Below are 24,465 nucleotides of genomic sequence, written 5' to 3' on the forward strand. Positions count from 1 at the left end.
GGGCATCCCGATGAATCGGTATGCCCTTTTTGATTGCCGTTTTCTCCCCCTGACCGAGGTACTCGCAGCGATTATGGGTTGACGCTTTCTTTCAAGGACTTGCCTGGCTTAAAGGCAACGGTGTTACTGGCCTTGATTTTCACAGGCTCACCGGTCTGTGGGTTTTTGCCAGTGCGGGCGCCGCGGTGGCGTTGCAGGAAAGTGCCGAAGCCCACCAGCGTGACGCTGTCCTTGCGGTGCAAGGCGCCGGTGATTTCTTCGAGGACGGCGTTGAGGACGCGGTTGGCTTGTTCTTTGGTGAGGTCTGCTTTTTCCGCGATGGCGGCGGCGAGTTCTGGTTTACGCATGAATGAAGCCCCTTTGACGGTTTTTTTGTTGTTATGTCCGTGCTGTTCTCTTTGGAACAGCCCCTAAGGCGCCGCAGGCTCTACTCTGCGGCAGACGGGAGTGAGGATGGCACGGTGCCGAAAACGGCGCCAGTGTCCGGGCGACCTTTGTGGGACCAAAAGTAGGGTTTTTGCGACAGAACGACCAGTATTTACGCCAGCAGGGGTGGAAGTTCCTTGTTCAGCGCCAGTTTCTCCATCACCGCCGTGCCTGTCAGGGCGTACCCCAGCAGATTGCCTTGAGCGTCGCGACACAGCGCCTTGATGTCCGAGCCTTGCCCTTCGACGCTCCACACGCCCTCGCTGCCTCGCGGTGGTGGCGACACTACCAGTGGGCACACCGGGGTTTTCACGGTAATCGGCATGGCGCCGTAGCTGACGGCGGTCGGATTGCCAGCCAGGGTCTGGGCCAGAGCCCGGGCGCAGCTCATCAGCGGCATGACGTAGAGCAGGTTCAAGCCATCAACCTCTGCGCAATCACCCAGGGCGTAGATGTTGGCGTGGGAGGTTTTCAGGTGGCGGTCGACCACGACGCCGCGGTTGACCACCAGGCCGGCGGCCGCCGCCAGGTCGATGCGCGGGCGCAGGCCGATGGCCGAGACCACCAGGTCGCAGGCAATCACCTGGCCGTCGGACAGGTGCGCCTCCAGCCCGTCGGCGACCTTCTGCAAGCGGTTGAGCACTGGGCCCAGGTGGAAGCGCGCACCGAGGCTTTCCAGCCCGGCCTGGACCGCTGCGGCAGCGGTCGGGTGCAGCAGCGTCGGCATGACTTGCTCGCACGGCGCCACCAGTTGTACTTCGTAGCCGCCCAGGCTCAGGTCGTTGGCGAACTCGCAGCCAATCAGGCCGGCGCCGAGCAACAACACCCGGCGCTTGCCAGCAGCCGCGGCCCTGAAGCGTGCGTAGTCTTCCAGGTCGTTGATCGGGAAAATCAGCTCGGCGGCATCGCCCTGCACCGGCACCCGCACGGTTTCGGCACCCCAGGCCAGGATCAGGTCACGATAGTTCACCGCCTCTTCGCCAATCCACAGCCGTTTGTGGCCCGGATCGATGCCGCTGATACGGGTATGGGTGCGTATTTCGGCCTTGAGTTGCTCGGCCATGGCCCCCGGCTCGGCCATGCTCAAGCCGTCGGCATCCTTGTTTTTACCAAAGCCTGTGGAGAGCATCGGCTTGGAATACGAGCGACCGTCGTCCGCGGTGATCAGCAGCAACGGGGTTTCGCTGTCGAGCTTGCGAAACTCCCGGGCCAGGTTATAACCGGCCAGGCCCGTACCGACGATGACGACAGGTGCGCTCATGTTGCTCTCCATTTGATGAAACGATCAGTTGATTTCGATCATTTCGAAATCCATCTTGCCGACGCCGCAGTCCGGGCACAGCCAGTCTGCCGGTACGTCCTCCCAGCGGGTGCCGGGCGCGATGCCATCGTCAGGCCAGCCGTCAGCTTCGTTGTAGATCAGGCCGCAGACGATACATTGCCACTTCTTCATTCCAATACTTCCTCAAGATGTCAGGCCATGGCCGATATTTTCCGGCTCAGGGCCGTTTTGTACTGATCGCTTGCGACAGATGCAAGCACGATCGGAAGGCTACAGGCCGGGCCAGTCAAAACCAGCGACCGACATGGTAAGCTCGCGCCCTCCTTTGCTGCCATTCAAGACCTCTGTGCCGCATACAAATTCGATATTTCCTACACTCCAATGGTTGCCCCAGCACCTGCTGTCGCCGCGCCCCGATGCGCGCGTGCTCGACTGGCTGTTCGACGAAGGCTCCCTGACCCGACGCCTCACGCGCCTGTCGGACGGCCATTTCAGCGTGACGCCGCTGTTCGAAGGCTGGCAGCCATTGCGCGCCGACGAATGTGCCGCGCTGGACCTGGCCGAGGGCAGCGAGGGCTGGGTACGCGAGGTGTATCTGCGCGGTCGCGACCAGCCTTGGGTGTTCGCCCGCAGTGTGGCGGCGCGCAGCGCCTTGCAGGGCGACGGCTTGCAGATGGACGAACTGGGCAGCCGCTCCCTGGGGGAATTGCTGTTCTGCGACCAGGCGTTCCAGCGCCGGGCCATCGAGGTTTGCCATTATCCCGAGGCCGGGTTGCCGGAAGACGTCCGCGCCAGCGGGTTGTGGGGTCGCCGTTCGCGTTTCGATCGCGGTGCGTTGAGCGTGCTGGTGGCGGAAATCTTCCTGCCCCGCTTGTGGACTGTCGCCCGCGCCTATTCGGAGAATTTCTGATGTACGTGCAACTGCTCAAATCCTTGAATCGCCTGAATCCACGGGCGTGGGACTTCGTGCAATTGACCCGCATGGACAAGCCCATCGGCATTTACCTGCTGCTGTGGCCGACGTTGTGGGCGTTGTGGATTGCCGGGGAAGGTTCGCCGTCCATCGCCAACGTGGTGATTTTCGTCCTCGGCGTGGTGCTGACTCGCGCCGGTGGCTGCGTGATCAATGACTGGGCCGACCGCAAGGTGGACGGCCACGTCAAACGCACCGAGCAGCGCCCGCTGGTGAGCGGCAAGATCAGTTCGAAAGAGGCGCTGGTGTTCTTCGCCGTGTTGATGAGCGTGAGCTTCCTGCTGGTGCTGTGCACCAACGCCCCGACCATCCTGCTATCGCTCGGTGGCCTGGCGCTGGCGTTCAGCTACCCGTTCATGAAGCGCTATACCTACTACCCACAAGTGGTGCTGGGCGCGGCGTTCTCCTGGGGCATGCCGATGGCGTTCACCGCCGAAACCGGTCATCTGCCGGCCGCCGCCTGGTTGCTGTACATCGCCAATCTGCTGTGGACGGTGGGCTACGACACCTATTACGCGATGACCGACCGGGACGATGACCTGCGCATCGGCGTGAAATCCACGGCGATCCTGTTTGGCGACGCCGACCGGGTGATCATCCTGACGTTGCAAGGCCTGGCCTTGGGCTGCCTGCTGTTGGCCGGGTCGAAATTCCAGCTGGGTGGCTGGTTCCACCTGGGGCTGGTGGCCGCTGCCACGTGCTTCGCCTGGGAGTTCTGGTACACCCGTGACCGGGACCGGATGCGCTGCTTCCAGGCGTTTTTGCATAACCACTGGGCCGGGTTGGCGATTTTCGTGGGAATTGTGCTGGATTACGCGTTGCGCTGAGGCCCATCGGTCTCCAAGCCGTTAACTTGTGGCGAGGGGATTTATCCCCGCTTGCTGTGGGAGCAAAGCTTGCTCGCGAACCAGGCGCCTCGATTTCTGAAAGACCGCAGCGCCTTCATCGCGGGCAAGCCTTGCTCCCACATCAATCCCCTCGCCACAAATGATCTGCGTTCACCTTGGTGAAGTCTGTCAATTCTACTTGGCGACGTGCCAGACGCCTCCTTTGCCGTCACCATTCTTATCGCCCGCCTTCTTGTCTTCAATGTAGGTATACAGCGGTTTGCCCTTGTAGGCCCACTGCTGCTTCGCATCGTCTTTACGTTCGATCACGGTCCAGTCGCCCGTAGGCTTGGCTGCGCCTTCAACCTTGAGCGGTGGCCAGTTCTTCGCGCATTGGTCATAGCACGCTGACTCGGTGCCTTTGTCCTTGTCAAACGTATACAAAGTCATGCCGTGGTGATCGGTCCACATGCCGCCTTCTTTCATCGCCGGTTCAGCCGCGAACGCCATGGCAGGCAACGCCAGGGCAGCCGCTACCGCCAGCGCCTGGATGGATTGGGTGAAGTAATTCATGGAAACCTTCTTTTGTGGTTGTCAGGATTCGGACTGAAAAGCTTAGTCCAGGATCCCCTTCACTGCCGCTCGAGGAAATAACTGTCACACGACTGCAATAATTCCGTTATCTAATGCGGCGCAAGACAGTTAAATGACAAGAGGATTACCCCATGGTTGGCAGGAGCATTCTGATCGTCGACGACGAGGCGCCCATCCGCGAGATGATCGCCGTTGCGTTGGAGATGGCCGGCTATGACTGCATGGAAGCAGAAAACTCTCAACAGGCCCATGCCATCATCGTCGACCGCAAGCCCGACCTGATCCTGCTGGACTGGATGCTGCCCGGCACGTCAGGCATCGAACTGGCCCGGCGCCTCAAGCGCGACGAGCTGACCGGTGATATTCCGATCATCATGCTCACCGCCAAGGGCGAAGAGGACAACAAGATCCAGGGCCTGGAAGTGGGCGCCGACGACTACATCACCAAGCCGTTCTCCCCACGGGAGCTGGTGGCACGCCTGAAGGCCGTGCTGCGTCGTGCCGGACCGACCGACGGCGAAGCGCCCATCGAAGTCGGCGGCCTGCTGCTCGACCCCATCAGCCACCGCGTGACCATCGACGGCAAACCCGCCGAGATGGGCCCGACCGAATACCGCCTGCTGCAATTTTTCATGACTCACCAGGAACGTGCCTACACCCGCGGACAACTGCTGGACCAGGTCTGGGGCGGCAACGTCTATGTCGAGGAGCGCACCGTGGACGTGCATATCCGCCGCCTGCGCAAGGCCCTCGGCGATGCCTATGAAAATCTTGTACAAACCGTGCGCGGCACCGGTTATCGTTTTTCTACCAAGGCCTGATCCGAGCCCTTACCGCCCGACAAGCTGACAAGGACGCGCGCTCAATTGAATCAAAACTGGCATGGCACCCTGATTCGCCACATGTTGCTGCTGGTGACCGGCTGTTTGCTGATCGGCCTGATCAGCGGTTATTACGGCTGGAGCCTGGCCGCAGGCCTGGGGCTTTACCTGGCCTGGACCCTCAAGCAATTGCTGCGCCTGCATGAATGGCTGCGCCTGCACCAACCCGACGAAGCCCCGCCCGACGGCTATGGCCTGTGGGGTGAGGTGTTCGACAGCATCTACCATCTGCAACGGCGCGACCAACGCGTTCGCGGGCGCCTGCAGGCGGTGATCGACCGGGTCCAGGAGTCCACCGCCGCGCTGAAAGACGCGGTGATCATGCTCGACAGCGACGGCAACCTGGAGTGGTGGAACCGCGCCGCCGAGACCCTGCTGGGCCTCAAGACCCCACAGGACAGCGGCCAACCGGTGACCAACCTGGTGCGTCACCCGCGCTTCAAGGAGTATTTCGAGCAGGGTAATTACGCCGAGCCGCTGGAGATTCCTTCGCCGACCAATGATCGGCTGCGTATCCAGCTGTACATCACGCGCTACGGCAACAACGAGCACCTGATGCTGGTGCGCGACGTCACGCGTATCCATCAGTTAGAACAGATGCGCAAAGACTTCATCGCCAACGTTTCCCACGAACTGCGCACGCCATTGACGGTGATCTGCGGTTATCTGGAAACCCTGCTCGATAATGTCGAGGAGGTGAACCCGCGTTGGACCCGGGCCTTGCAGCAGATGCACCAGCAAAGCGGGCGCATGCAGACCCTGCTCAACGACTTGTTGCTGCTGGCGAAACTGGAGGCCACCGATTACCCGTCGGACAACCAGCCGGTGCCCATCGACGATCTGCTGCAAACCATTGTCGAAGATGCACAGGAACTGTCCGGCCCCAAGCAGCAGACCATTACCCTGGAAGCCGATCCGGCCGTGCAGCTCAAAGGCAGCGAGGCGGAACTGCGCAGTGCGTTCTCCAACCTGGTGTTCAACGCGGTCAAGTACACGCCGGAGCAAGGTCGGATCCATGTGCGCTGGTGGGGCGATGAGCAAGGCGCGCACCTGAGTGTGCGCGATTCGGGCATTGGCATCGACAGCAAGCACCTGCCGCGCCTGACCGAACGTTTCTACCGCGTCGACTCCAGCCGCAACTCCAATACCGGGGGCACAGGGTTGGGCCTGGCCATCGTCAAACACGTCCTGCTGCGCCATCGCGCCCGCATGGAAATCAGCAGCGTGCCTGGCCATGGCAGCACCTTTACCTGCCATTTCGCCCCGGCCCAGGTGGTTCGCGCACGCCTCGCCCGCCCCGCTGATTGAGAGCGCCCCCTAGGCAATCGCCGAGCCAGCCGCTACATTGACTGACTTGTGCCTGCCTTTTCAGGCGCTCATTTCCAACTTCTACGACTATACGGAACCCGCAAAACTCCATCATGGACCCTTCCCCTGGCTTGTCCCTCGTTACACTCTTCGCCGAATTCGGCATGATTCTTTTTGCTCTGATCCTGGTTTTGCTCAACGGCTTTTTCGTTGCGGCGGAATTCGCCATGGTCAAGCTACGCTCGACCCGGGTCGAGGCCATTGCCGAGCAGAATGGCTGGCGCGGGCATATCCTGCGCACCGTCCACAGCCAGCTCGACGCTTACCTGTCGGCCTGTCAGCTGGGCATCACCCTGGCCTCCCTGGGCCTGGGCTGGGTCGGTGAGCCGGCGTTCGCCCATATCCTCGAACCGTTGCTGGGCGCGGTCGGCGTACAGTCGCCGGAAGTGATCAAGGGCGTGTCGTTCTTCACCGCGTTCTTCATCATTTCGTACCTGCACATCGTGGTCGGTGAGCTGGCACCCAAATCCTGGGCGATTCGCAAACCCGAGCTGCTGTCGCTGTGGACCGCCGTGCCGCTGTACCTGTTCTACTGGGCCATGTACCCGGCGATCTACCTGCTCAACGCCAGCGCCAACGCCATCCTGCGCATCGCCGGCCAAGGCGAGCCCGGCCCCCATCACGAACACCACTACAGCCGCGAAGAACTGAAGTTGATCCTGCACTCCAGCCGTGGCCAGGACCCCAGCGACCAGGGCATGCGCGTGCTGGCCTCGGCCGTGGAGATGGGCGAGCTGGAAGTGGTGGACTGGGCCAACTCCCGGGAAGACCTGGTGACGCTGGAGTTCAACGCGCCACTCAAGGAAATCCTGGCGATGTTCCGTCGCCACAAATTCAGCCGTTATCCGGTGTACGACAGTGAGCGCCAGGAGTTCGTCGGCCTGCTGCACATCAAGGACCTGCTGCTGGAACTGGCGGCCCTGGATCACATCCCCGAGTCGTTCAACCTGGCCGAACTGACCCGGCCGCTGGAACGCGTATCGCGACACATGCCGCTGTCGCAGTTGCTGGAGCAGTTCCGCAAGGGCGGCTCGCACTTCGCCCTGGTCGAGGAAGCCGACGGCAACATCATCGGCTACTTGACCATGGAAGACGTGCTGGAAGTACTGGTGGGCGACATCCAGGACGAACACCGCAAAGCCGAACGCGGCATCCTGGCCTACCAGCCGGGCAAGCTGTTGGTACGTGGCGATACGCCGCTGTTCAAGGTCGAGCGCTTGCTGGGGATCGATCTGGACCACATCGAAGCCGAAACGCTGGCCGGGTTGGTCTATGAAACCCTCAAGCGCGTGCCGGAAGAGGAAGAAGTGCTGGAAGTCGAAGGCCTGCGGATCATCATCAAGAAGATGAAAGGACCGAAGATCATCCTGGCGAAGGTTTTGATGCTCGATTGAGCATCAACCGGCCCGCAAGAGGGCATAAACCCCCTGTGGCGAGGGAGCTTGCTCCCGCTCGGCTGCGAAGCAGTCGTCGTTTTTGGGGCCGCTTCGCGACCCAGCGGGAGCAAGCTCCCTCGCCACAAAAAGCCCCTCGAATCTCCAGAGTTACTGCTTGCCCAACGCAAAGTTGGGCAACTCTCCCACCGGTTGATTGAACTGGTAGGGAATCGATACCAGCCCCAATCCGGTATTGCGCTGCACCACGAAATGCAGGTGCGGGCCCGAACTGTTGCCGGTATTGCCCGACAACGCCAACGGCGTGCCCACTCCGACCCGCTGCCCTTCCCGTACGCTCACCGAGCCTTTCTGCAGGTGCAGGTAGACGCCCATCGTCCCGTCATCGTGCAGTACTCGCACGAAGTTGCCCGAAGGGTCGTCCCCGCGGCCGGTCTGCTGATTTTCAGTCTTGATCACCACGCCTCCGCGCGCCGCGATGATCGGCGTGCCTTCGGGCATGGCGATGTCCATGGCGTAGCGGTTCTTCGGGCCGTAATGGCTGTATTGGCCGTTGGCCCCCTGGCTGAGCCGGAACGGCCCGCCACGCCACGGCAGCGGATACTGATAGGCCTGCGCCGTGCCGGCAGGGTCGCCCAGGGAATATTCGAACCGTGGGGTGTACACCAGGGGCCTGCCAGGCTGCGTGGCCGTGAGCAGCGCCAGGCGCAGGTTGCTGCGCGCCGGCAGCACCCGCCGAATCGGCCGGCTCGGCGCACCGATGACATTGCGCACCCCAGTGAAACTCAACTCGATCTCCACCGGCGCATACAAATCGTTGCGCACGAACACCGCATCCCCGCCCTTCTGCTTCTTGATATCAAGAAAGACCTGTCGCTCCAGGCGCTCGACCATGCGGTCGCGGAACACGAACACCTGAGCGCCCTTGCTGGGACGGTCACTGTAGGACACCACGCCATTGGCGTCGGTGGATTTGTAGATCGTCATGGCCATGGCCGAAGTGGAGGCCAGGACCAGACCGCAGGCGAACAGCAGGGGCGCGAGCATGGGCAAAGGTTCTGTCGAAAAATGAAGGCCTGAACAGCAGCCTAGCAGCTGGGATGGACCAGCGTAGTCGACGGATGTTTCAAAATGGGTTGGTGGGAGACCGATGGCCCCATCGCGAGCAGGCTCGCTCCCACAGTTGGTCTCAGTGAACATTGGATCTGCATTCAGCGCAGATCCAATGTGGAGCGAGCCTGCTCGCGATGGCGGCCTGACAGGCGCCGCCGGGGATCAGGCGCCAGGCACGAAGTGTTTCTGCGCCGTGCCGCGGGCGATCAGGCGGGAGATGTAGTCGAGTTTCTGCGGGTCTTTGTCGACGAAGCGGAACGTCAGTTGCAGCCATTCGCTGTCGGGCGTCTGCTCGTGGGCGACGATGGCGTGCAGGTAGCCATTGAGACGGGCAGTTTCGGCGTTGTCGCCCTGCTCCATGTCCAGCACCGCGCCTTCGAGTACTTGCGGCAGGGTGTCGGAGCGCTTGACCACCAGCAGCGCTTCCTTGAGGCTCAAGGCCTTGATCACGCATTGCTGGGTGCCGCTGGACAGGCGCAACTGGCCTTGGCCACGGTTGGTCGTCGAAGCGGCGGCGGCCGGTGCCTTGACCGGCGGGCTGTTGAGCAAGCCACGAGCGGCTGGGGCCGGCGCAGGGGCAGGGGCGGCAGGCGCCGAAGCAACCGCCGCAACTGGAGCCTTACCGCCCGTCAGGGCGCTCAAGGAATCATTGCCAAACGCCGAGTTCATCTTGGTCGGGGCACTGTTCATCAGCGTGTCGAGCTTGCCGACCTTATGCAGGGCCTGCTTGACCTTGGTCAGCAACTGTTCGTTGGTGAATGGCTTGCTGACATAGCCGGAAACGCCGGCCTGGATCGCCTGGACGACGTTTTCCTTGTCGCCGCGGCTGGTGACCATCACGAACGGCATGCCCTTGAGGGTGTCCTGCTGGCGGCACCAGGTCAGCAGTTCCAGGCCGGACATTTCCGGCATTTCCCAATCGCACAGCACCAGGTCGAACGCCTCGCGAGCCAGCAGGGCCTGGGCTTTCTTGCCGTTCACCGCGTCTTCGATGCGCACGCCCGGGAAGTAGTTGCGCAGGCACTTCTTCACCAGGTCACGAATGAACGAAGCATCGTCCACGACCAACACACTGACCTTACTCATCCAGATACACCTCTAAAAAAATCCCGGCAAGCATACCGCTTTTACTGATGGCACATTGCCAAAAAACCTTCAGTCACGCCGGGACTTTTCGTTCGCGGGGTGCTGCTGTCGATTAAAAAAAACCCAAAAAAAAAAGCCCGACCAGAAGGCCGGGCGCTTTTCTTGGCAATCTTACTTATCGTCAGTTTCGCCCGGAACATTAGCGTTTTCGGACGGGGTGCCCTCAACTTCTTCCTTCATGCGCTTGAGCCCCAGATGCCGCACATCGGTACCGCGCACCAGATAAATGACAAGTTCCGAGATGTTGCGCGCATGATCGCCGATACGCTCCAGAGAACGCAGCACCCAGATAATGCTCAACACCCGCGAGATGGAGCGCGGGTCTTCCATCATGTAGGTCGCCAGCTCGCGCAGGGCCGTCTTGTATTCGCGGTCGATGATCTTGTCGTACTGGGCCACCGACAGCGCCAGGTCGGCGTCGAAGCGGGCGAAGGCGTCCAGTGCATCGCGGACCATGTTGCGCACCTGGTCGCCAATGTGGCGAACCTCGACGTAACCGCGCGGCGCCTCGCCCTCTTCGCACAATTGGATGGCACGACGGGCGATCTTGGTGGCTTCGTCGCCGATCCGCTCAAGATCGATCACCGACTTGGAGATGCTGATGATCAGGCGCAGGTCAGAAGCAGCTGGCTGACGACGGGCCAGGATACGCAGGCACTCCTCGTCGATGTTGCGCTCCATCTGGTTGATCTGGTCATCGATTTCGCGCACCTGCTGGGCCAGGCCCGAATCGGCCTCGATCAGCGCGGTCACCGCGTCGTTGACCTGCTTTTCCACCAGCCCGCCCATGGCCAGCAAGTGACTGCGTACTTCCTCCAGCTCGGCGTTGAACTGTGCGGAAATGTGGTGAGTAAGGCCTTCCTTCGAAATCATCTTGTTCGCTCCGCGAAAGTTGCAAGCTTCAAGCTGCAAGCTTCAAGCAGTTAAATGTTGATCCTGATAGCACAGCGCGGCTATGCAGCCGCCTCGACTAGCCGTAACGACCGGTGATGTAGTCCTCGGTCTGTTTCTTGGCCGGATTGGTGAACAGCGTATCGGTATCGCCGAATTCCACCAGTTTGCCCATGTACATGAACGCGGTGTAGTCGGAAACCCGCGCAGCCTGTTGCATGTTGTGGGTCACGATGACGATGGTGAACTTGGACTTGAGCTCGTAGATCAGCTCTTCGACTTTCAGCGTCGAGATCGGGTCCAGGGCCGAGCAGGGCTCGTCGAGCAGCAGCACTTCCGGTTCTACGGCGATGGTGCGGGCGATCACCAGGCGTTGCTGCTGGCCGCCGGACAGACCGAGGGCCGATTCATGCAGGCGATCCTTGACCTCATCCCACAGTGCAGCGCCCTTGAGGGCCCATTCCACGGCTTCGTCGAGGATGCGCTTCTTGTTGATGCCCTGGATGCGCAAGCCGTAGACCACGTTCTCGTAGATGGTTTTCGGAAAGGGGTTGGGCTTCTGGAACACCATGCCTACGCGACGACGCAGCTCGGCCACGTCTTCGCCCTTGCGGTAGATGTTGTTGCCGTAGAGGTTGATTTCGCCTTCAACGCGGCAACCGTCAACCAGGTCGTTCATGCGGTTGAAGGTACGCAGCAAGGTGGACTTGCCGCAGCCCGACGGGCCGATGAACGCGGTGACGCGCTGTTTCGGGATGTTCAGGCTGACGTCATACAGCGCCTGCTTCTCGCCGTAGAACAGATTCAGGCCGGGCACTTCGATGGCCACGGTTTCCTGGGCCAGGTCCAGGCTCTGCTTGTCGCGGCCCAGGGCCGACATGTTGATGCCGTGTGTATGTGCTTCGTGTTGCATGGGAGGCTCCCTGTGCTAACAAATTCGGTTCGGTTGACCACTGAGTGGCCATGCCAATCTGTGTATTTGTGGGAGCGCGCCTGCTCGCGATTCAGGCGACTCGGTTGGCGTTGAACCGAGGTGATGCCATCGCGAGCAGGCTCGCTCCCACAGAAAATCAATGTGTAATCAGCTATCCAGTGCCTTGTACTTCTCGCGCAGGTGATTACGGATCCATACCGCCGACAGGTTCAGTATCGCGATCACCAGCACCAGCAGCAGCGCCGTGGCGTACACCAGCGGCCGTGCCGCTTCGACGTTCGGGCTCTGGAAGCCCACGTCATAGATATGGAAGCCCAGGTGCATGATCTTCTGGTCCAGGTGCAGGTACGGGTAGTTGCCGTCCAGTGGCAGCGACGGGGCCAGTTTCACCACGCCCACCAGCATCAGCGGCGCCACTTCACCGGCGGCACGGGCCACGGCGAGGATCATCCCGGTCATCATCGCCGGGCTCGCCATCGGCAGGACGATTTTCCACAGGGTCTCGGCCTTGGTCGCGCCGAGGGCCAGGGAGCCTTCGCGCACGGTCCGCGGGATCCGCGCCAGGCCTTCCTCGGTGGCGACGATCACCACCGGCACCGCCAGCAGTGCCAGGGTCAGGGAAGCCCAGAGCAGGCCCGGGGTACCGAAGGTCGGCGCCGGCAAGGCTTCGGGGAAGAACAGCCGGTCGACCGAACCACCCAGCACATAGACGAAGAAGCCCAAGCCAAACACACCGTAGACGATCGCCGGAACGCCAGCCAGGTTGTTCACCGCGATGCGGATCAGGCGGGTCATCGGCCCTTGGCGGGCGTATTCACGCAGATAAACCGCCGCCAGCACGCCGAACGGCGTCACGATCATCGCCATGATCAGGGTCATCATCACGGTGCCGAAAATCGCCGGGAAGATGCCGCCTTCGGTGTTGGCTTCACGGGGGTCGTCGCTGAGAAACTCCCAGACCTTGCTGAAATAGAAACCGACCTTGGTGAACGTACCCATGCCGTTCGGCTGGTAGGCGTGCACCACCTTGCCGATGCCGATCTCCACTTCCTTGCCGTTGGCATCGCGGGCAGTCAGGCTGTCGCGGTTGAATTGGGCGTGCAAGTCAGACAGGCGCGCTTCGATATCCTTGTAGCGGGCATTGAGTTCGGCCCGCTCGCTTTCCAGATCCGCTTGGGCGGCGGCATCGAGCTTGCCGTCCAGCTCCAGTTTGCGACCGTGCAGGCGGATGCGCTCAAGGCCGGCGTTGATTGCACCGATGTCGACTTTTTCCAGGGTCTTGAGCTCGGCGGCCAACTGGTTGACTCGCTGTACGCGAGCCTGCAGTTGCGGCCAGGCGGCCTCGCCTTCGGCGATGACCTTGCCGTCTTCCTTGACGTTGACCAGGTAGCCGTAGAAGTTGCCCCACTCACGACGCTCGATGGCCATCAACTCCGGCGGCGTGGTCTGGTTAGTCAGCCAGTCGCCGACGATCCAGGTGAAGTCGGTGCCGTTCAGGTCCCGGTTGCCGACCTTGATCAGTTCGCGGGTCATGAACTCGGGGCCTTCGGCGGGCACCGGCAGACCGGCGCTTTTCAGGCGCTCGCGAGGCACTTCTTCTTTCTGCACGACTTCGCCGACCACCAGGTGCGCAGGCATGCCCGGCACGTTGTAGCTGGCATGGACCAGGTCCGCCGGCCAGAAGTGACCCAGGCCGCGCACGGCAATCACCGCCAGCAGGCCAATGGTCATGATGACCGCGATGGACACCGCGCCACCGCTGATCCAGACGCCGGGGGCGCCGCTCTTGAACCATCCTTTCAGGGAGTTCTGTTTCACAGACTTCTACCTTCCTTAAAGCGCCGAATATTTCTTGCGCAGACGCTGACGGATCAGCTCGGCGAGGGTGTTCATGACGAAGGTGAACAACAGCAGCACCAGTGCCGACAGGAACAGCACGCGGTAATGGCTGCCGCCGACTTCCGACTCAGGCATTTCCACCGCCACGTTGGCCGCCAGGGTGCGCAGGCCTTCGAACAGGTTCATTTCCATGACCGGCGTGTTACCGGTGGCCATCAGCACGATCATGGTCTCGCCCACCGCACGGCCCATGCCGATCATCAGCGCCGAGAAGATGCCGGGGCTGGCGGTGAGGATCACCACGCGGGTCATGGTCTGCCACGGCGTGGCACCGAGGGCCAGGGAGCCCAGGGTCAGGCCGCGGGGCACGCTGAACACCGCGTCTTCGGCGATGGAATAAATGTTCGGGATCACCGCAAAGCCCATCGCCAGGCCGACCACCAAGGCGTTGCGCTGGTCGTAGGTGATGCCCAGGTCATGGGAGATCCACATGCGCATGTCGCCGCCAAAGAACCAGGCTTCCATGTAGGGGCTCATGTACAGCGAGAGCCAGCCCACGAACAGGATTACCGGGATCAGCAGGGCGCTTTCCCAGCCGTCCGGAACCCTCAGGCGAATGGATTCCGGCAGGCGGCTGAAGGCGAAACCGGCGACCAGGATGCCGATTGGCAGCAACATCAGCAGGCTGAAGATGCCCGGCAAGTGCCCTTCGACGTACGGCGCCAGGAACAGGCCGGCGAAGAAACCGAGGATCACTGTCGGCATCGCTTCCATCAGCTCGATCACCGGCTTGACCTTGCGGCGCATGCCCGGGGCCATGAAATAAGCGGTGTAGATCGCCGCGGCAACCGCCAGCGGCGCGGCCAGCAGCATCGCGTAGAACGCCGCTTTCAAGGTACCGAAGGTCAGTGGCGAGAGGCTCAGCTTGGGTTCGAAGTCGGTGTTGGCGGCGGTTGATTGCCAGACGTACTTGGGTTCGTCGTAGTTTTCGTACCAGACCTTGCTCCACAACGCGCTCCACGAAACTTCCGGATGCGGGTTGTCCAGCGTCAGCGGTTGCAGCTTGCCGCCTTGTTCCACGATCAGGCGGTTCGCCCGGGGCGACATGCCGAACAGCCCCTGGCCGTCGACCACCTGGTCCACCAGCAGGGTGCGGTGGGCGGTGCTGTGGAACACGCCGAGCTTGCCGGCGGCGTCGAGGGCAACGAAACCTTTGCGGCGTTCTTCGGCGCTGATCTCGACGATCGGCGCGCTACCCATCTGGAAGGTACGAATCTGTTTGAAGCGCAACTCGCCATCCGGATCGCGCGCCATGAACCACTGGGCCAGGCCACCCTTGGAGTCGCCGATGATCAGCGAGATCCCGCCCACCAACTGAGTGACGGCGGTGACTTGGGCGTCGGCGTTCTCCAGCAGTTTGTAGCGGCCGTTGAGGCTCTTGTCCCGCAGGCTGAACACATCGGCCTGGGCACGCCCGTTGACCACATACAACCATTGCTGGCGTGGGTCGACGAAGATGTTTTTCACCGGCTCGGTCATCTGCGGCAGGTCGATGCGGGTCTGCTCGCTGGTGACCTCACCGGTCATCATGTTCTCTTCGCTGGTGAGCGACAGCACGTGCAGTTGGGCACCGCTGGAACCGGCCAGCAGCAGGGTCGAATCGGTGGCGTTGAGGCTGACATGTTCCAGGGCCGCGCCCTGTTCGTTCAACGTGATCGGCGTCTCGCCATAAGGGTATTCGACGGCGGGCGAGATGGTTTTCTTGCCGTCCGGGTAGGTGACTTTATAAGTGTGGCGGAACACCAAGGCCTGGCCGTTGGACAGACCGATTGCCACCAATGGGCTGCCGGGCTGGTCTTCGCCAATGGAGGTCACGCTGGCACCGGCCGGAATCGGCAGGTCGACACGGCGCAGTTCGGCACCGCTGCTGATATCGAAAAACAGTGCCTGGCCCTTGTCGGAAACCCGCATGGCGACTTGGTTCTGTTCTTCGATGGAGATCATCAGGGGTTTGCCGGCGTCTTGCATCCAGGCCGGAGTGATCGAATCCTTGGCGGTCAGGTCCGCACCCTGGAACAGAGGCAGCACCACGTAGGCCAGGAAGAAGAAGATCAACGTAATGGCGGCCAGGACGGCCAGGCCGCCAACCAGGACGTACCAGCGGGTCAGGCGATCCTTGAGCGCACGAATACGGCGCTTGCGTTGAAGCTCAGGCGTATTGAAGTCAATGCGCTTGGGAGGGGAAGTCGTAGTCATTGTGGAGTTGGCCAGATCATTCATGCGCACACCCTAGCGATCCTGTATGACAGAAAGATGACAGTGCAGTGACGCAACAAATCCGCCGCCGGAGGGAACCGGCAGCGGACAGGAAATTTGTCTGTGGGAGTGAACCGGCTATCGCGAGCAGGCTCGCTCCCACAAGGTCCGGGCTAGGCCGGATTATTACTTCTTGGCGACGTTGCCGCCTTCTTGCAGCCCCAGGTCAGCCAGTGCCTTGGCGGCGACTTTGGCAGGTACCGGGATGTAGCCGTCCTTGACCACGACTTCCTGGCCTTGCTTGGACAGGATCAGCTTCACGAACTCGGCTTCCAGCGGGGCCAGAGGCTTGTTCGGTGCCTTGTTGACGTAGACGTAGAGGAAACGCGACAGCGGGTACTTGCCGTTCAGGGCGTTTTCTTCAGTGTCTTCGATGAAGTCAGTGCTGCCTTTCTTGGCCAGGGCCACAGTCTTCACGCTGGCGGTCTTGTAGCCGATGCCCGAATAACCGATGCCGTTCAGCGAAGAGCTGATCGACTGCACGACCGAAGCCGAGCCTGGTTGTTCGTTGACGTTTGGCTTGTAGTCGCCTTTGCACAGGGCTTCTTCCTTGAAGTAGCCGTAGGTGCCGGATACCGAGTTACGACCGAACAGTTGCACTGGCTTGTTGGCCAGGTCGCCGGTCACACCCAGGTCACCCCAGGTTTTCACATCGGCTTTGGCGCCGCACAGACGAGTGGACGAGAAGATCGCGTCGACCTGTTCCATGGTCAGGTGCTGGATCGGGTTGTCCTTGTGCACGAATACCGCCAGGGCGTCCACGGCAACCGGGATAGCGGTTGGCTTGTAGCCGTATTTGGTTTCGAAGGCCTGCAGTTCGTTGTCCTTCATCTTGCGGCTCATCGGGCCCAGGTTGGCGGTGCCTTCGGTGAGTGCGGGCGGCGCGGTGGAGGAACCGGCGGCTTGAATCTGGATATTTACGTTCGGGTATTCTTTCTTGTAGTTCTCGGCCCACAAGGTCATCAGGTTCGCCAGGGTATCGGAGCCGACGCTGGACAGGTTGCCCGATACACCAGTGGTCTTGGTGTAGCTCGGGATCGCAGGGTCAACAGCGGCAACCGCGTTGGCAGTCGCAACGCCAGCAGCGACAAAAGTCATTGCCGCCATCAAACGCTTCAGTTTCATGCCTTACTCCTAGCAGATAGGGTGTGTTAAGTCGGCAAAGTATCGATAAGCCGTGTGAACACTCTATGGCTGAAATATGACAATTGGATGAAAGGCCAGCATTGAGTTTTGCAGGATGATTCTTGTGACCCCAATCGCGAGCAAGCTCGCTCCCACAGGGGATTCGCGGTGAACGCAGCATCCATGTGGGAGCGAGCCTGCTCGCGATGAAGCCAGTGCAGTCAGTAAAAGATTCGGACCTAGCGCCCCTTCTTCCAGAGATAACCACCCACCGCAATCCCGATCCCGCAGATGACCGCCACGTAATACGCCGGCCCCAGCGGGCTTTCCTTGAGCAGCAGGGTGACGATCATCGGGGTCAGGCCGCCGAAAATCGCGTACGCCAGGTTGTAGGAGAACGACAGGCCGCTGAAGCGCACCACGGCCGGGAACGCCTTGACCATGACATAAGGCACCGCACCGATGGTGCCTACCAGCAACCCGCTCAGGGCATAGAGCGGAAACAGCCATTCGGGGTGGTCGAACAGGCTGTGGTAGAACGTCCAGGAGATGATCAGCAACAAGGTGCTGCCAAACACGAAGACCCGCCCGGCGCCGAAACGGTCGGCCAGTACGCCGGAGCCGATGCAGCCAAAGCTCAGGAACACGATCGCCAGGCTGTTGGCCTGCAACGCGGTGGTCGGGCTGAAGTGGTACACCGTCTGCAGCACGGTCGGGGTCATCAGGATGATCACGATGATGCCGGCCGACAGCAACCAGGTCAGCAGCATCGAAATGGCAATGGCGCCACGATGATCACGCAGCACCGCCCGCAGCGGCACTTCCTCGGCCAGGGCCTTGCGCAGTTGCAGCTCGGCGAACACCGGGGTTTCGTGCAGCCAGCGACGCAGGTACACCGAAAACAGCCCGAACACACCGCCGAGCAGGAACGGAATGCGCCAGGCGTAATCGGCCACTTCCACCGGCGTATAGAGGCTGTTGATTGCGGTGGCGACCAGCGAACCCAGCAAAATCCCCGCCGTCAGGCCGCAGGTCAGCGTGCCGCAGGCATAGCCGATGTGACGCGCCGGAACGTGTTCGGAAACGAATACCCAGGCGCCCGGCACTTCTCCGCCGATGGCCGCACCCTGGATCACCCGCATCAGCAAGAGCAGGATGGGTGCCCACATGCCGATCTGCGCATAAGTGGGCAACAGGCCCATGATCAGGGTCGGCACGGCCATCATGAAAATGCTCAGGGTGAACATTTTCTTGCGCCCCAGCAGGTCGCCGAAGTGGGCCATGATGATCCCGCCCAGCGGCCGGGCCAGGTAACCGGCGGCGAAAATGCCGAATGTCTGCATCAAACGCAGCCACTCGGGCATTTCGGCAGGGAAGAATAATTTGCCGACTACGGTGGCAAAGAACACGAAAATGATGAAATCGTAGAATTCCAGCGCACCGCCCAAGGCAGAAAGCGACAGGGTCTTGTAATCGTTGCGGGTCAGTGGACGTGCCGGTTGTGCGGGCGTCGCCGTGCTCGAAGGCGCAGTGGTCATGGCAAGGGCTTCTCTTATAGTCGGTTCTGCAACCCTGAAGACACGGGTTGGGGGCCTGGGCAGGTCCGGCACGATAGCAAATTGTTCAAAAAAGCACATAGAGGCGCGTATTTGACAGTCGAAATCAGAACCGAGTGGTCGTCTCGACGTCTATCGCCCGATATACTCGCAACCTTGCAGTACTCTGTAAGGGGTTGCTGTGCGAAAACGTCGTTGGGGGAGTAGTACCAGAACCAGCCGGTTTCGCAGAGTTTCCCTTTGGCACGCCTTTACGAAAAACGTGACGAACGCAGCATGTTCGGGCTGAATCGTTTTTTACAAAGACGGCTATTCACCTGAAGCACAAGACAGCGTTACGGGTCAGAGGCACCCCCGGCATGATAGAACTCGAACAAGAAGATCCAATCCCGCAAGGCGACCTGGCCCTGCAAATCACCGCGCTCCCTCGCGAGACCAACGGCTTTGGCGATATTTTCGGCGGCTGGCTGGTGTCCCAGATGGACCTGGCCGGCACCGCCATGGCCAGCAAAGTGGCTGGCGGACGCGTGGCCACCGTGGCGATCGATCGCATGGCGTTCCTGGTACCGGTGGCGGTGGGTGCGCAGCTGTCCTTTTATACCCAGGCGCTGGAAATCGGCCGCAGCTCGATCCAGATGATGGTCGAGGTCTGGAGCGACGACCCGCTGTCCAGTGAGTGGCGCAAGGTGACCGAGGCGGTATTTGTCTTCGTCGCCATCGACGGCAGCGGTCGCACCCGCTCGGTTCCGCCGCGCGCTCGTTAAACACCACGGCCGTTTTGCGGTCCATTGCAGTCCCTGTTCTCGAGCGAGATTTGCAACATGCCTACGCCCAACGTCGAAGCCGTCAAACTGGATGAACTCAATGCCTGGCGCATCCGCCACGGTCAGGCCGAGTTGCTGGTGGCCCAACAAGGCGCGCATATCCTCAGCTATCAAGTGGACGGCCAGCCGCCGCTGATCTGGCTCAACGACCAGGCCACGTTCAAGACCGGCAAGAGCATCCGTGCGGGCGTGCCGGTGTGCTGGCCATGGTTCGGCAACCTGACGCGCAACCCCGACAGCGTACAAGCCATGCGCGTGAGCAACGATCCAGCCACCGCCCATGGCCTGGTGCGGGCGATGGACTGGGAGTTGAAGGGCATCGAAACCGAAGGCGAGAGCCTGAAGGTGGAATTTGTGCTGCCCTATCCCGAGAACGGTCTCTCGGGCTGGCCGCACCAGGTGGACCTGACGCTGACTATCGTGATGGACGAGCGGTTGCACATCCACCTCACCAGCCATAACCGTGGCAGCGAAACCGTCAGCCTTAGCCAGGCGCTGCACAGCTATTTCGCCGTGAGCGACGTGCGCAACGTGCAGGTCGAAGGGGTGGATGGCTTGAGCTACATCGAGACCCTGGACGACTGGAACACCCATACCCAGGCCGGCAACCTGCACTTTGCCGGCGAAACCGACCGCATCTACCTCGATACCCCACCGACGCTGAGCATCCTTGACCCGCACTGGGAACGCCGGATCGAACTGACCAGCAGCGGTTCGCGCTCGGCGGTGATCTGGAACCCCTGGACCGAACGCGCCAAGGCCTTCAGCGACATGGCCGACGATGGCTGGCAGCGCATGTTGTGCATCGAGACAGCGAATGTAATGGACGATGTGGTGACGTTGTTGCCACAGGCCAGTCATACCCTGGGCGTGAGCATCGGTAGCAAGCCGCTCTAAGCCACACCACAAATCCCTTGTGGGAGCGAGCCTGCTCGCGATAGCGCTGCACCAGTCAATGCAGATGTCGACTGTCAGCCCGCTATCGCGAGCAGGCTCGCTCCCACAGTGGAACTACGCTGGCGCTACAGATCCGCCTCCTGCACCACCCTCACCTTCTCCGCATCCAGCGCATACGCCGCACTCGCCAAATCGTTGTCGACCTTTTCGATCTTCAACGTGCCCGTTACCCAGAGCGGCGTATAGATGTCGTCCAGCTTCAAGCCCTTGGGATAGCGCACCAACACCAGTTGATTAGGCGGCGGTGGCGGGACGTGGATGCAGGCGCCAGGGTAAGGCACCAGGAAGAACAGCGTGCTACGGCCCTTGGCATCACTTTCCAGGGGCACCGGGTAACCGCCGATACGAATGTGCTTGTCATTCATCGACGCCACGGTCTTGGTCGAATACATCACCGCCGGCAAGCCCTTGCTCTGCTTCAGGCCGCCTTTTTCGGTGAAGGTGCCGTTGGCTTCCGGGGAGTTGTGGTCGATCTCGGGCATGGCCTCGAGGGCTTTCTGGTCCGACTTGGGCATCAGTTCGAGCCAGTCGGTTTCCGGCAGTTCGGAAGCATGGGCCAGGCCACTGCCCAGCAAAAGAAGGGTCAACACTAGACGGCGCATGAAAGGGCTCGGCAATGAGTAGGAAGTGCAACGCCGGGCATTCTAGCCCCCTCTGCGCGCCACGCAGAGAGGGCTTTGTCGCATTTGAATCAGTTTCTTTTGATCAGGCCGTAGATCACCAGCAACACAATCGCGCCCACCAGGGCACCGATGAAGCCCGCGCCTTGACCGGCCTGGTAGATGCCCAGGGCCTGGCCACCGTAAGTGGCTGCCAACGAACCGCCGATACCGAGCAGGATGGTCATGATCCAGCCCATGCTGTCATCGCCTGGTTTCAGGAAGCGTGCCAGCAGGCCAACGATCAAGCCGATAAAAATGGTTCCGATGATTCCCATGGCATTTCCCTCTGGTTGGATAGCTATGGCCAAAGCCTAGTCAGACTTTGGCACTTAGCCATGAGAGAGATTAGCCGACGAATGGTTCCACCGTCGTTCCAGATTATTGTTCGGCGATCAGCGTCTCGACCTTGATGATCTGCTGAGCCAGCGTGGCCCGGTCAGCGCAGCGCAGGTTGGCGTGACCGACCTTGCGTCCGGCCTTGAACGCCTTGCCATAGTGGTGCAAATGGCAGTCAGCGATCGCCAGGACTTTCTCGCTATCCGGGACCTTGCCGATGAAGTTGAGCATTGCGCTCTCACCGACCTTGGCGGTCGACCCCAGCGGCAGCCCGGCCACCGCCCGCAGGTGGTTTTCGAACTGGCTGCACTCGGCGCCTTCGGTGGTCCAGTGCCCGGAATTGTGTACCCGAGGCGCGATTTCGTTGGCCTTGAGGCCGCCGTCCACTTCAAAGAACTCGAACGCCATCACACCGACATAATCGAGCTGCTTGAGCACCCGGCTGGAGTAGTCCTCGGCCAGGGCCTGCAACGGGTGATCGGTGCTAGCGACAGACAGCTTGAGGATGCCGTCCTTGTGGGTGTTGTGCACCAGCGGGTAGAAGCGGATTTCACCGTCACGGGCCCGCACGGCGATCAGCGAGACTTCGCCGGTGAACGGCACGAAGCCTTCCAGCAGGCAGCCCACACTACCGAGCTCGGCAAAGGTACCGGCCACGTCTTCAGGGGTGCGCAGGACTTTCTGGCCCTTGCCGTCGTAACCCAAAGTGCGGGTCTTGAGCACGGCCGGCAGGCCGATGGCGGCAACGGCGGCGTCCAGGTCGGCCTGGGATTGAATGTCGGCGAAGGCCGGCGTGGGGATGCCCAGGTCCTTGAACATGTTCTTTTCGAACCAGCGGTCGCGGGCAATGCGCAAGGCTTCGGCACTCGGGTAGACCGGGACGAACTGGGACAGGAAGGCCACGGTTTCGGCCGGGACGCTTTCGAATTCGAAGGTCACCAGGTCGACTTCATCGGCCAATTGGCGCAGGTGATCCTGATCGCCGTAGTCGGCCCGCAGGTGTTCACCCAGTGCCGCGGCGCAGGCGTCCGGCGCCGGATCCAGGAAAGCGAAGTTCATCCCCAGCGGCGTACCCGCCAGGGCCAACATGCGACCCAACTGGCCGCCACCGATTACACCGATCTTCATTCGTCAACAACCTCAGGCAATACGTGGGTCTGGATTGTCCAGGACACTGTCTGTCTGTTCAGCGCGGAATTTTTTCAGCACGGTATGAAATTCTGGATGCTTGGCGCCCAGGATGCTTGCCGACAGCAGGGCCGCGTTGATCGCACCGGCCTTGCCGATGGCCAGGGTAGCGACCGGGATGCCGGCCGGCATCTGCACGATCGACAGCAGCGAATCGACGCCCGAGAGCATCGAAGACTGGACCGGCACGCCCAGCACCGGCAGGTGGGTCTTGGCCGCACACATGCCAGGCAAATGGGCGGCGCCACCGGCACCGGCGATGATCACCTCGATGCCACGCGCCTCGGCCTCTTCGGCGTACTGGAACAGCAGGTCCGGGGTACGGTGGGCGGAGACCACTTTCACCTCGTAAGGGATGCCGAGCTTTTCCAGCATATCGGCGGTGTGGCTAAGGGTGGACCAATCGGACTTGGAGCCCATGATCACGCCAACCAGTGCACTCATCGTCGTGCCTCTTCTCTCTGGGCGCCCGCAGGCGCGTCAAAAAACAACAAGCCACGCAGGAAACCGGCGTGGCTTGTTGTACGAATTATGGCCGGGTGAACCGACCGAAGGCCGGGCAGTATACCGAAAATGGTGCGTTAAACGCACTTTCGCCGACCATCTGTCATTTGCGGTGAAACGGCGGATTTATTGACCTGCAGGTCAGCGAACCATCAGCGCAAATCCACTGTGGGAGCGGGCTTGCTCGCGAAGGCGGTGTGTCAGTTCAGAAGGTGGCGACTGACACACCGCCTTCGCGAGCAAGCCCGCTCCCACAAGGGGTTCTGCGTTGTTTTCAGGATCCGATGGCGTTCTGCGCCACACCACCCTCAAGCTTGCGCCACAACAACCGCACATTGGCCTTGCGCACCAGGGCGCAGCGGTACAGGCGGATCTCCAACGGCACGTGCCATTGCGGGCCGCCGCAGATCACCAGTTCCCCCCCCGGGCCAGTTCGGCGCGTACGCTCAGGTGCGGCACCCAGGCGATGCCCAAGCCTTCCAGGGCCATGCTTTTCAGGCTGTCGGCCATGGCCGTCTCGTAGACCGTGGTAAAACGCAGGGCTCGCTGGCGCAGCAACTGGTTGACCGAACGCCCGAGGAACGCCCCGGCACTGTAGGCCAGCAACGGCACGCTGGCCTCACCTTCAAGGTCGAACAGCGGGTTGCCGTTGGCATCGGCGGCGCACACCGGGAGCATCTCGGTCTGGCCCAGATGCAGCGACGGGAAAATCTCCGGGTCCATCTGCATGGCCGAATCCGGATCGTAGAAGGCCAGCATCAGGTCGCAGCCCCCCTCACGCAGGGCGTGGACGGCGTCGCCCACGTTGGTCGCCACCAGCCGCGTGGCAATGTTCATCCCCTCGTTGCGCAATTGCGCGATCCAGCGCGGGAAAAATCCCAACGCCAGGGAGTGGGCGGCGGCCACTTGAATGACTTCGCCCTGTCCGCCTTCCAGATGATGCAAATGGCGCAGCACTTCACCCAGTTGCTCGACCACCGTGCGCGCCGTCACCAGGAACAACTGCCCCGCCGCCGTCAGCTCGACGGGCGTACGCGAACGGTTGACCAGGGTCAGTCCCAGCGCCGCCTCCAGGCTACGGATTCGCCGACTGAACGCCGGCTGCGTCACGAAGCGCCGCTCGGCCGCCTGGGAAAAACTACGGGTAGCGGCCAGGGCACTGAAGTCCTCAAGCCATTTGCTTTCAAGATTCATCCCACCACCCTCCCTTAAACGCACCAAAACAGGTCACACGTTCGCCGCACCGCCGGCGTCACACCGGCATTATGCCGAATATGCATAGCCCAGTGTTTAACAGCATTGGCCCTAATTTTTCCCAGAGCCTAGGAT

23 protein-coding genes and 1 pseudogene are annotated in these 24,465 nt (G+C 61.4%); 7 read left to right on the top strand and 17 right to left on the bottom strand.

The genetic code is table 11. The features are described from left to right. Positions 1–71: 71 nt before the first annotated feature. From GN234_RS17600 to GN234_RS17610, 3 genes are all read right to left on the bottom strand, one after another. Positions 72–347 (bottom strand): HU family DNA-binding protein, encoded by a 276-nt coding sequence (locus tag GN234_RS17600; protein ID WP_060739802.1) that lies wholly within the window; start codon positions 345–347, stop codon positions 72–74. 191 nt (positions 348–538) lie between these two features. Further along, entirely contained in the window at positions 539–1,687 is a 1,149-nt protein-coding gene (locus GN234_RS17605; RefSeq protein WP_163855884.1) for an NAD(P)/FAD-dependent oxidoreductase, read from the bottom strand. 24 nt (positions 1,688–1,711) lie between these two features. Beyond that, positions 1,712–1,879, bottom strand: coding sequence for a rubredoxin (locus GN234_RS17610; RefSeq protein WP_003177199.1), 168 nt, complete (start codon positions 1,877–1,879; stop codon positions 1,712–1,714). 175 nt (positions 1,880–2,054) lie between these two features. Between GN234_RS17610 and GN234_RS17615 the strand changes: the two genes are divergently transcribed. Both GN234_RS17615 and ubiA read left to right on the top strand, forming a co-directional pair. After that, entirely contained in the window at positions 2,055–2,618 is a 564-nt protein-coding gene (locus GN234_RS17615; RefSeq protein WP_116834299.1) for a chorismate--pyruvate lyase family protein, read from the top strand. Next, the gene (gene ubiA, locus GN234_RS17620; protein WP_176688828.1) at positions 2,618–3,508 is read left to right on the top strand and encodes a 4-hydroxybenzoate octaprenyltransferase; all 891 of its coding nucleotides are present in this window, start codon (positions 2,618–2,620) and stop codon (positions 3,506–3,508) included. The genes GN234_RS17615 and ubiA overlap by 1 nt, the downstream gene beginning before the upstream one ends. 195 nt (positions 3,509–3,703) lie before the next feature. On the opposite strand, the gene GN234_RS17625 is transcribed toward ubiA, so the two are convergent. Continuing rightward, a complete protein-coding gene (locus GN234_RS17625) occupies positions 3,704–4,081 on the bottom strand; it encodes a COG4315 family predicted lipoprotein (RefSeq protein ID WP_109756532.1) in 378 nt (125 codons plus the stop codon). 152 nt (positions 4,082–4,233) lie between these two features. Here GN234_RS17625 and phoB point away from each other — a divergent pair, with 152 nt between their 5' ends. From phoB to GN234_RS17640, 3 genes are all read left to right on the top strand, one after another. Then, positions 4,234–4,923 (top strand): phosphate regulon transcriptional regulator PhoB, encoded by a 690-nt coding sequence (gene phoB / locus GN234_RS17630; RefSeq protein WP_003177195.1) that lies wholly within the window; start codon positions 4,234–4,236, stop codon positions 4,921–4,923. A gap of 81 nt (positions 4,924–5,004) precedes the next feature. Then, on the top strand, positions 5,005–6,291 hold the full coding sequence (gene phoR, locus GN234_RS17635) for a phosphate regulon sensor histidine kinase PhoR (RefSeq protein ID WP_232201707.1): 1,287 nt from the start codon (positions 5,005–5,007) through the stop codon (positions 6,289–6,291). Between the two features lie 113 nt (positions 6,292–6,404). After that, positions 6,405–7,745 carry a hemolysin family protein gene (locus GN234_RS17640; RefSeq protein WP_014335895.1) on the top strand — a complete coding sequence of 447 codons (1,341 nt, stop codon included), beginning with the start codon at positions 6,405–6,407 and terminating at the stop codon, positions 7,743–7,745. 150 nt (positions 7,746–7,895) lie between these two features. Here GN234_RS17640 and GN234_RS17645 read toward each other — a convergent pair whose 3' ends face one another. The 8 genes from GN234_RS17645 to GN234_RS17680 all read right to left on the bottom strand — a co-directional run bounded on the left by GN234_RS17645 (position 7,896) and on the right by GN234_RS17680 (position 18,647). After that, complete coding sequence (locus GN234_RS17645; protein ID WP_109756530.1) at positions 7,896–8,792, bottom strand: peptidoglycan DD-metalloendopeptidase family protein; 897 nt, start codon at positions 8,790–8,792, stop codon at positions 7,896–7,898. A gap of 228 nt (positions 8,793–9,020) precedes the next feature. Further along, positions 9,021–9,944, bottom strand: coding sequence for a response regulator (locus tag GN234_RS17650; RefSeq protein ID WP_109756529.1), 924 nt, complete (start codon positions 9,942–9,944; stop codon positions 9,021–9,023). Positions 9,945–10,115: 171 nt separating this feature from the next. Further along, a complete protein-coding gene (phoU, locus tag GN234_RS17655; RefSeq protein ID WP_109756528.1) occupies positions 10,116–10,877 on the bottom strand; it encodes a phosphate signaling complex protein PhoU in 762 nt (253 codons plus the stop codon). Between the two features lie 97 nt (positions 10,878–10,974). After that, positions 10,975–11,808, bottom strand: coding sequence for a phosphate ABC transporter ATP-binding protein PstB (pstB, locus tag GN234_RS17660; RefSeq protein ID WP_072411200.1), 834 nt, complete (start codon positions 11,806–11,808; stop codon positions 10,975–10,977). A 168-nt stretch (positions 11,809–11,976) separates the two neighbouring features. Further along, the gene (gene pstA, locus GN234_RS17665) at positions 11,977–13,647 is read right to left on the bottom strand and encodes a phosphate ABC transporter permease PstA (protein WP_116833871.1); all 1,671 of its coding nucleotides are present in this window, start codon (positions 13,645–13,647) and stop codon (positions 11,977–11,979) included. A 15-nt stretch (positions 13,648–13,662) separates the two neighbouring features. Further along, complete coding sequence (locus GN234_RS17670; protein ID WP_176689601.1) at positions 13,663–15,696, bottom strand: ABC transporter permease subunit; 2,034 nt, start codon at positions 15,694–15,696, stop codon at positions 13,663–13,665. Between the two features lie 414 nt (positions 15,697–16,110). Next, entirely contained in the window at positions 16,111–17,109 is a 999-nt protein-coding gene (locus GN234_RS17675; RefSeq protein ID WP_116833870.1) for a phosphate ABC transporter substrate-binding protein PstS, read from the bottom strand. A 239-nt stretch (positions 17,110–17,348) separates the two neighbouring features. Continuing rightward, positions 17,349–18,647, bottom strand: coding sequence for an MFS transporter (locus tag GN234_RS17680; protein ID WP_176688829.1), 1,299 nt, complete (start codon positions 18,645–18,647; stop codon positions 17,349–17,351). 377 nt (positions 18,648–19,024) lie between these two features. Between GN234_RS17680 and GN234_RS17685 the strand changes: the two genes are divergently transcribed. Continuing rightward, positions 19,025–19,429 carry an acyl-CoA thioesterase gene (locus tag GN234_RS17685; protein WP_003177184.1) on the top strand — a complete coding sequence of 135 codons (405 nt, stop codon included), beginning with the start codon at positions 19,025–19,027 and terminating at the stop codon, positions 19,427–19,429. A gap of 57 nt (positions 19,430–19,486) precedes the next feature. Then, complete coding sequence (locus GN234_RS17690) at positions 19,487–20,386, top strand: D-hexose-6-phosphate mutarotase (protein WP_176688830.1); 900 nt, start codon at positions 19,487–19,489, stop codon at positions 20,384–20,386. A gap of 125 nt (positions 20,387–20,511) precedes the next feature. On the opposite strand, the gene GN234_RS17695 is transcribed toward GN234_RS17690, so the two are convergent. The 5 genes and pseudogenes from GN234_RS17695 to GN234_RS17715 all read right to left on the bottom strand — a co-directional run bounded on the left by GN234_RS17695 (position 20,512) and on the right by GN234_RS17715 (position 24,330). Next, complete coding sequence (locus tag GN234_RS17695; protein ID WP_116833867.1) at positions 20,512–21,048, bottom strand: DUF3299 domain-containing protein; 537 nt, start codon at positions 21,046–21,048, stop codon at positions 20,512–20,514. Positions 21,049–21,137: 89 nt separating this feature from the next. Then, positions 21,138–21,383 carry a GlsB/YeaQ/YmgE family stress response membrane protein gene (locus tag GN234_RS17700; protein WP_003187057.1) on the bottom strand — a complete coding sequence of 82 codons (246 nt, stop codon included), beginning with the start codon at positions 21,381–21,383 and terminating at the stop codon, positions 21,138–21,140. Between the two features lie 103 nt (positions 21,384–21,486). Beyond that, positions 21,487–22,572, bottom strand: a complete 1,086-nt coding sequence (locus GN234_RS17705; RefSeq protein WP_109756520.1) for a 5-(carboxyamino)imidazole ribonucleotide synthase — start codon at positions 22,570–22,572, stop codon at positions 21,487–21,489. 12 nt (positions 22,573–22,584) lie between these two features. Next, positions 22,585–23,076 carry a 5-(carboxyamino)imidazole ribonucleotide mutase gene (purE, locus tag GN234_RS17710; protein WP_109756519.1) on the bottom strand — a complete coding sequence of 164 codons (492 nt, stop codon included), beginning with the start codon at positions 23,074–23,076 and terminating at the stop codon, positions 22,585–22,587. A gap of 334 nt (positions 23,077–23,410) precedes the next feature. Next, positions 23,411–24,330: pseudogene (locus GN234_RS17715) on the bottom strand (LysR substrate-binding domain-containing protein). Positions 24,331–24,465 lie beyond the last annotated feature (135 nt).

Source organism: Pseudomonas bijieensis (assembly GCF_013347965.1).
Taxonomy (GTDB): Bacteria; Pseudomonadota; Gammaproteobacteria; order Pseudomonadales; family Pseudomonadaceae; genus Aquipseudomonas; species Aquipseudomonas bijieensis.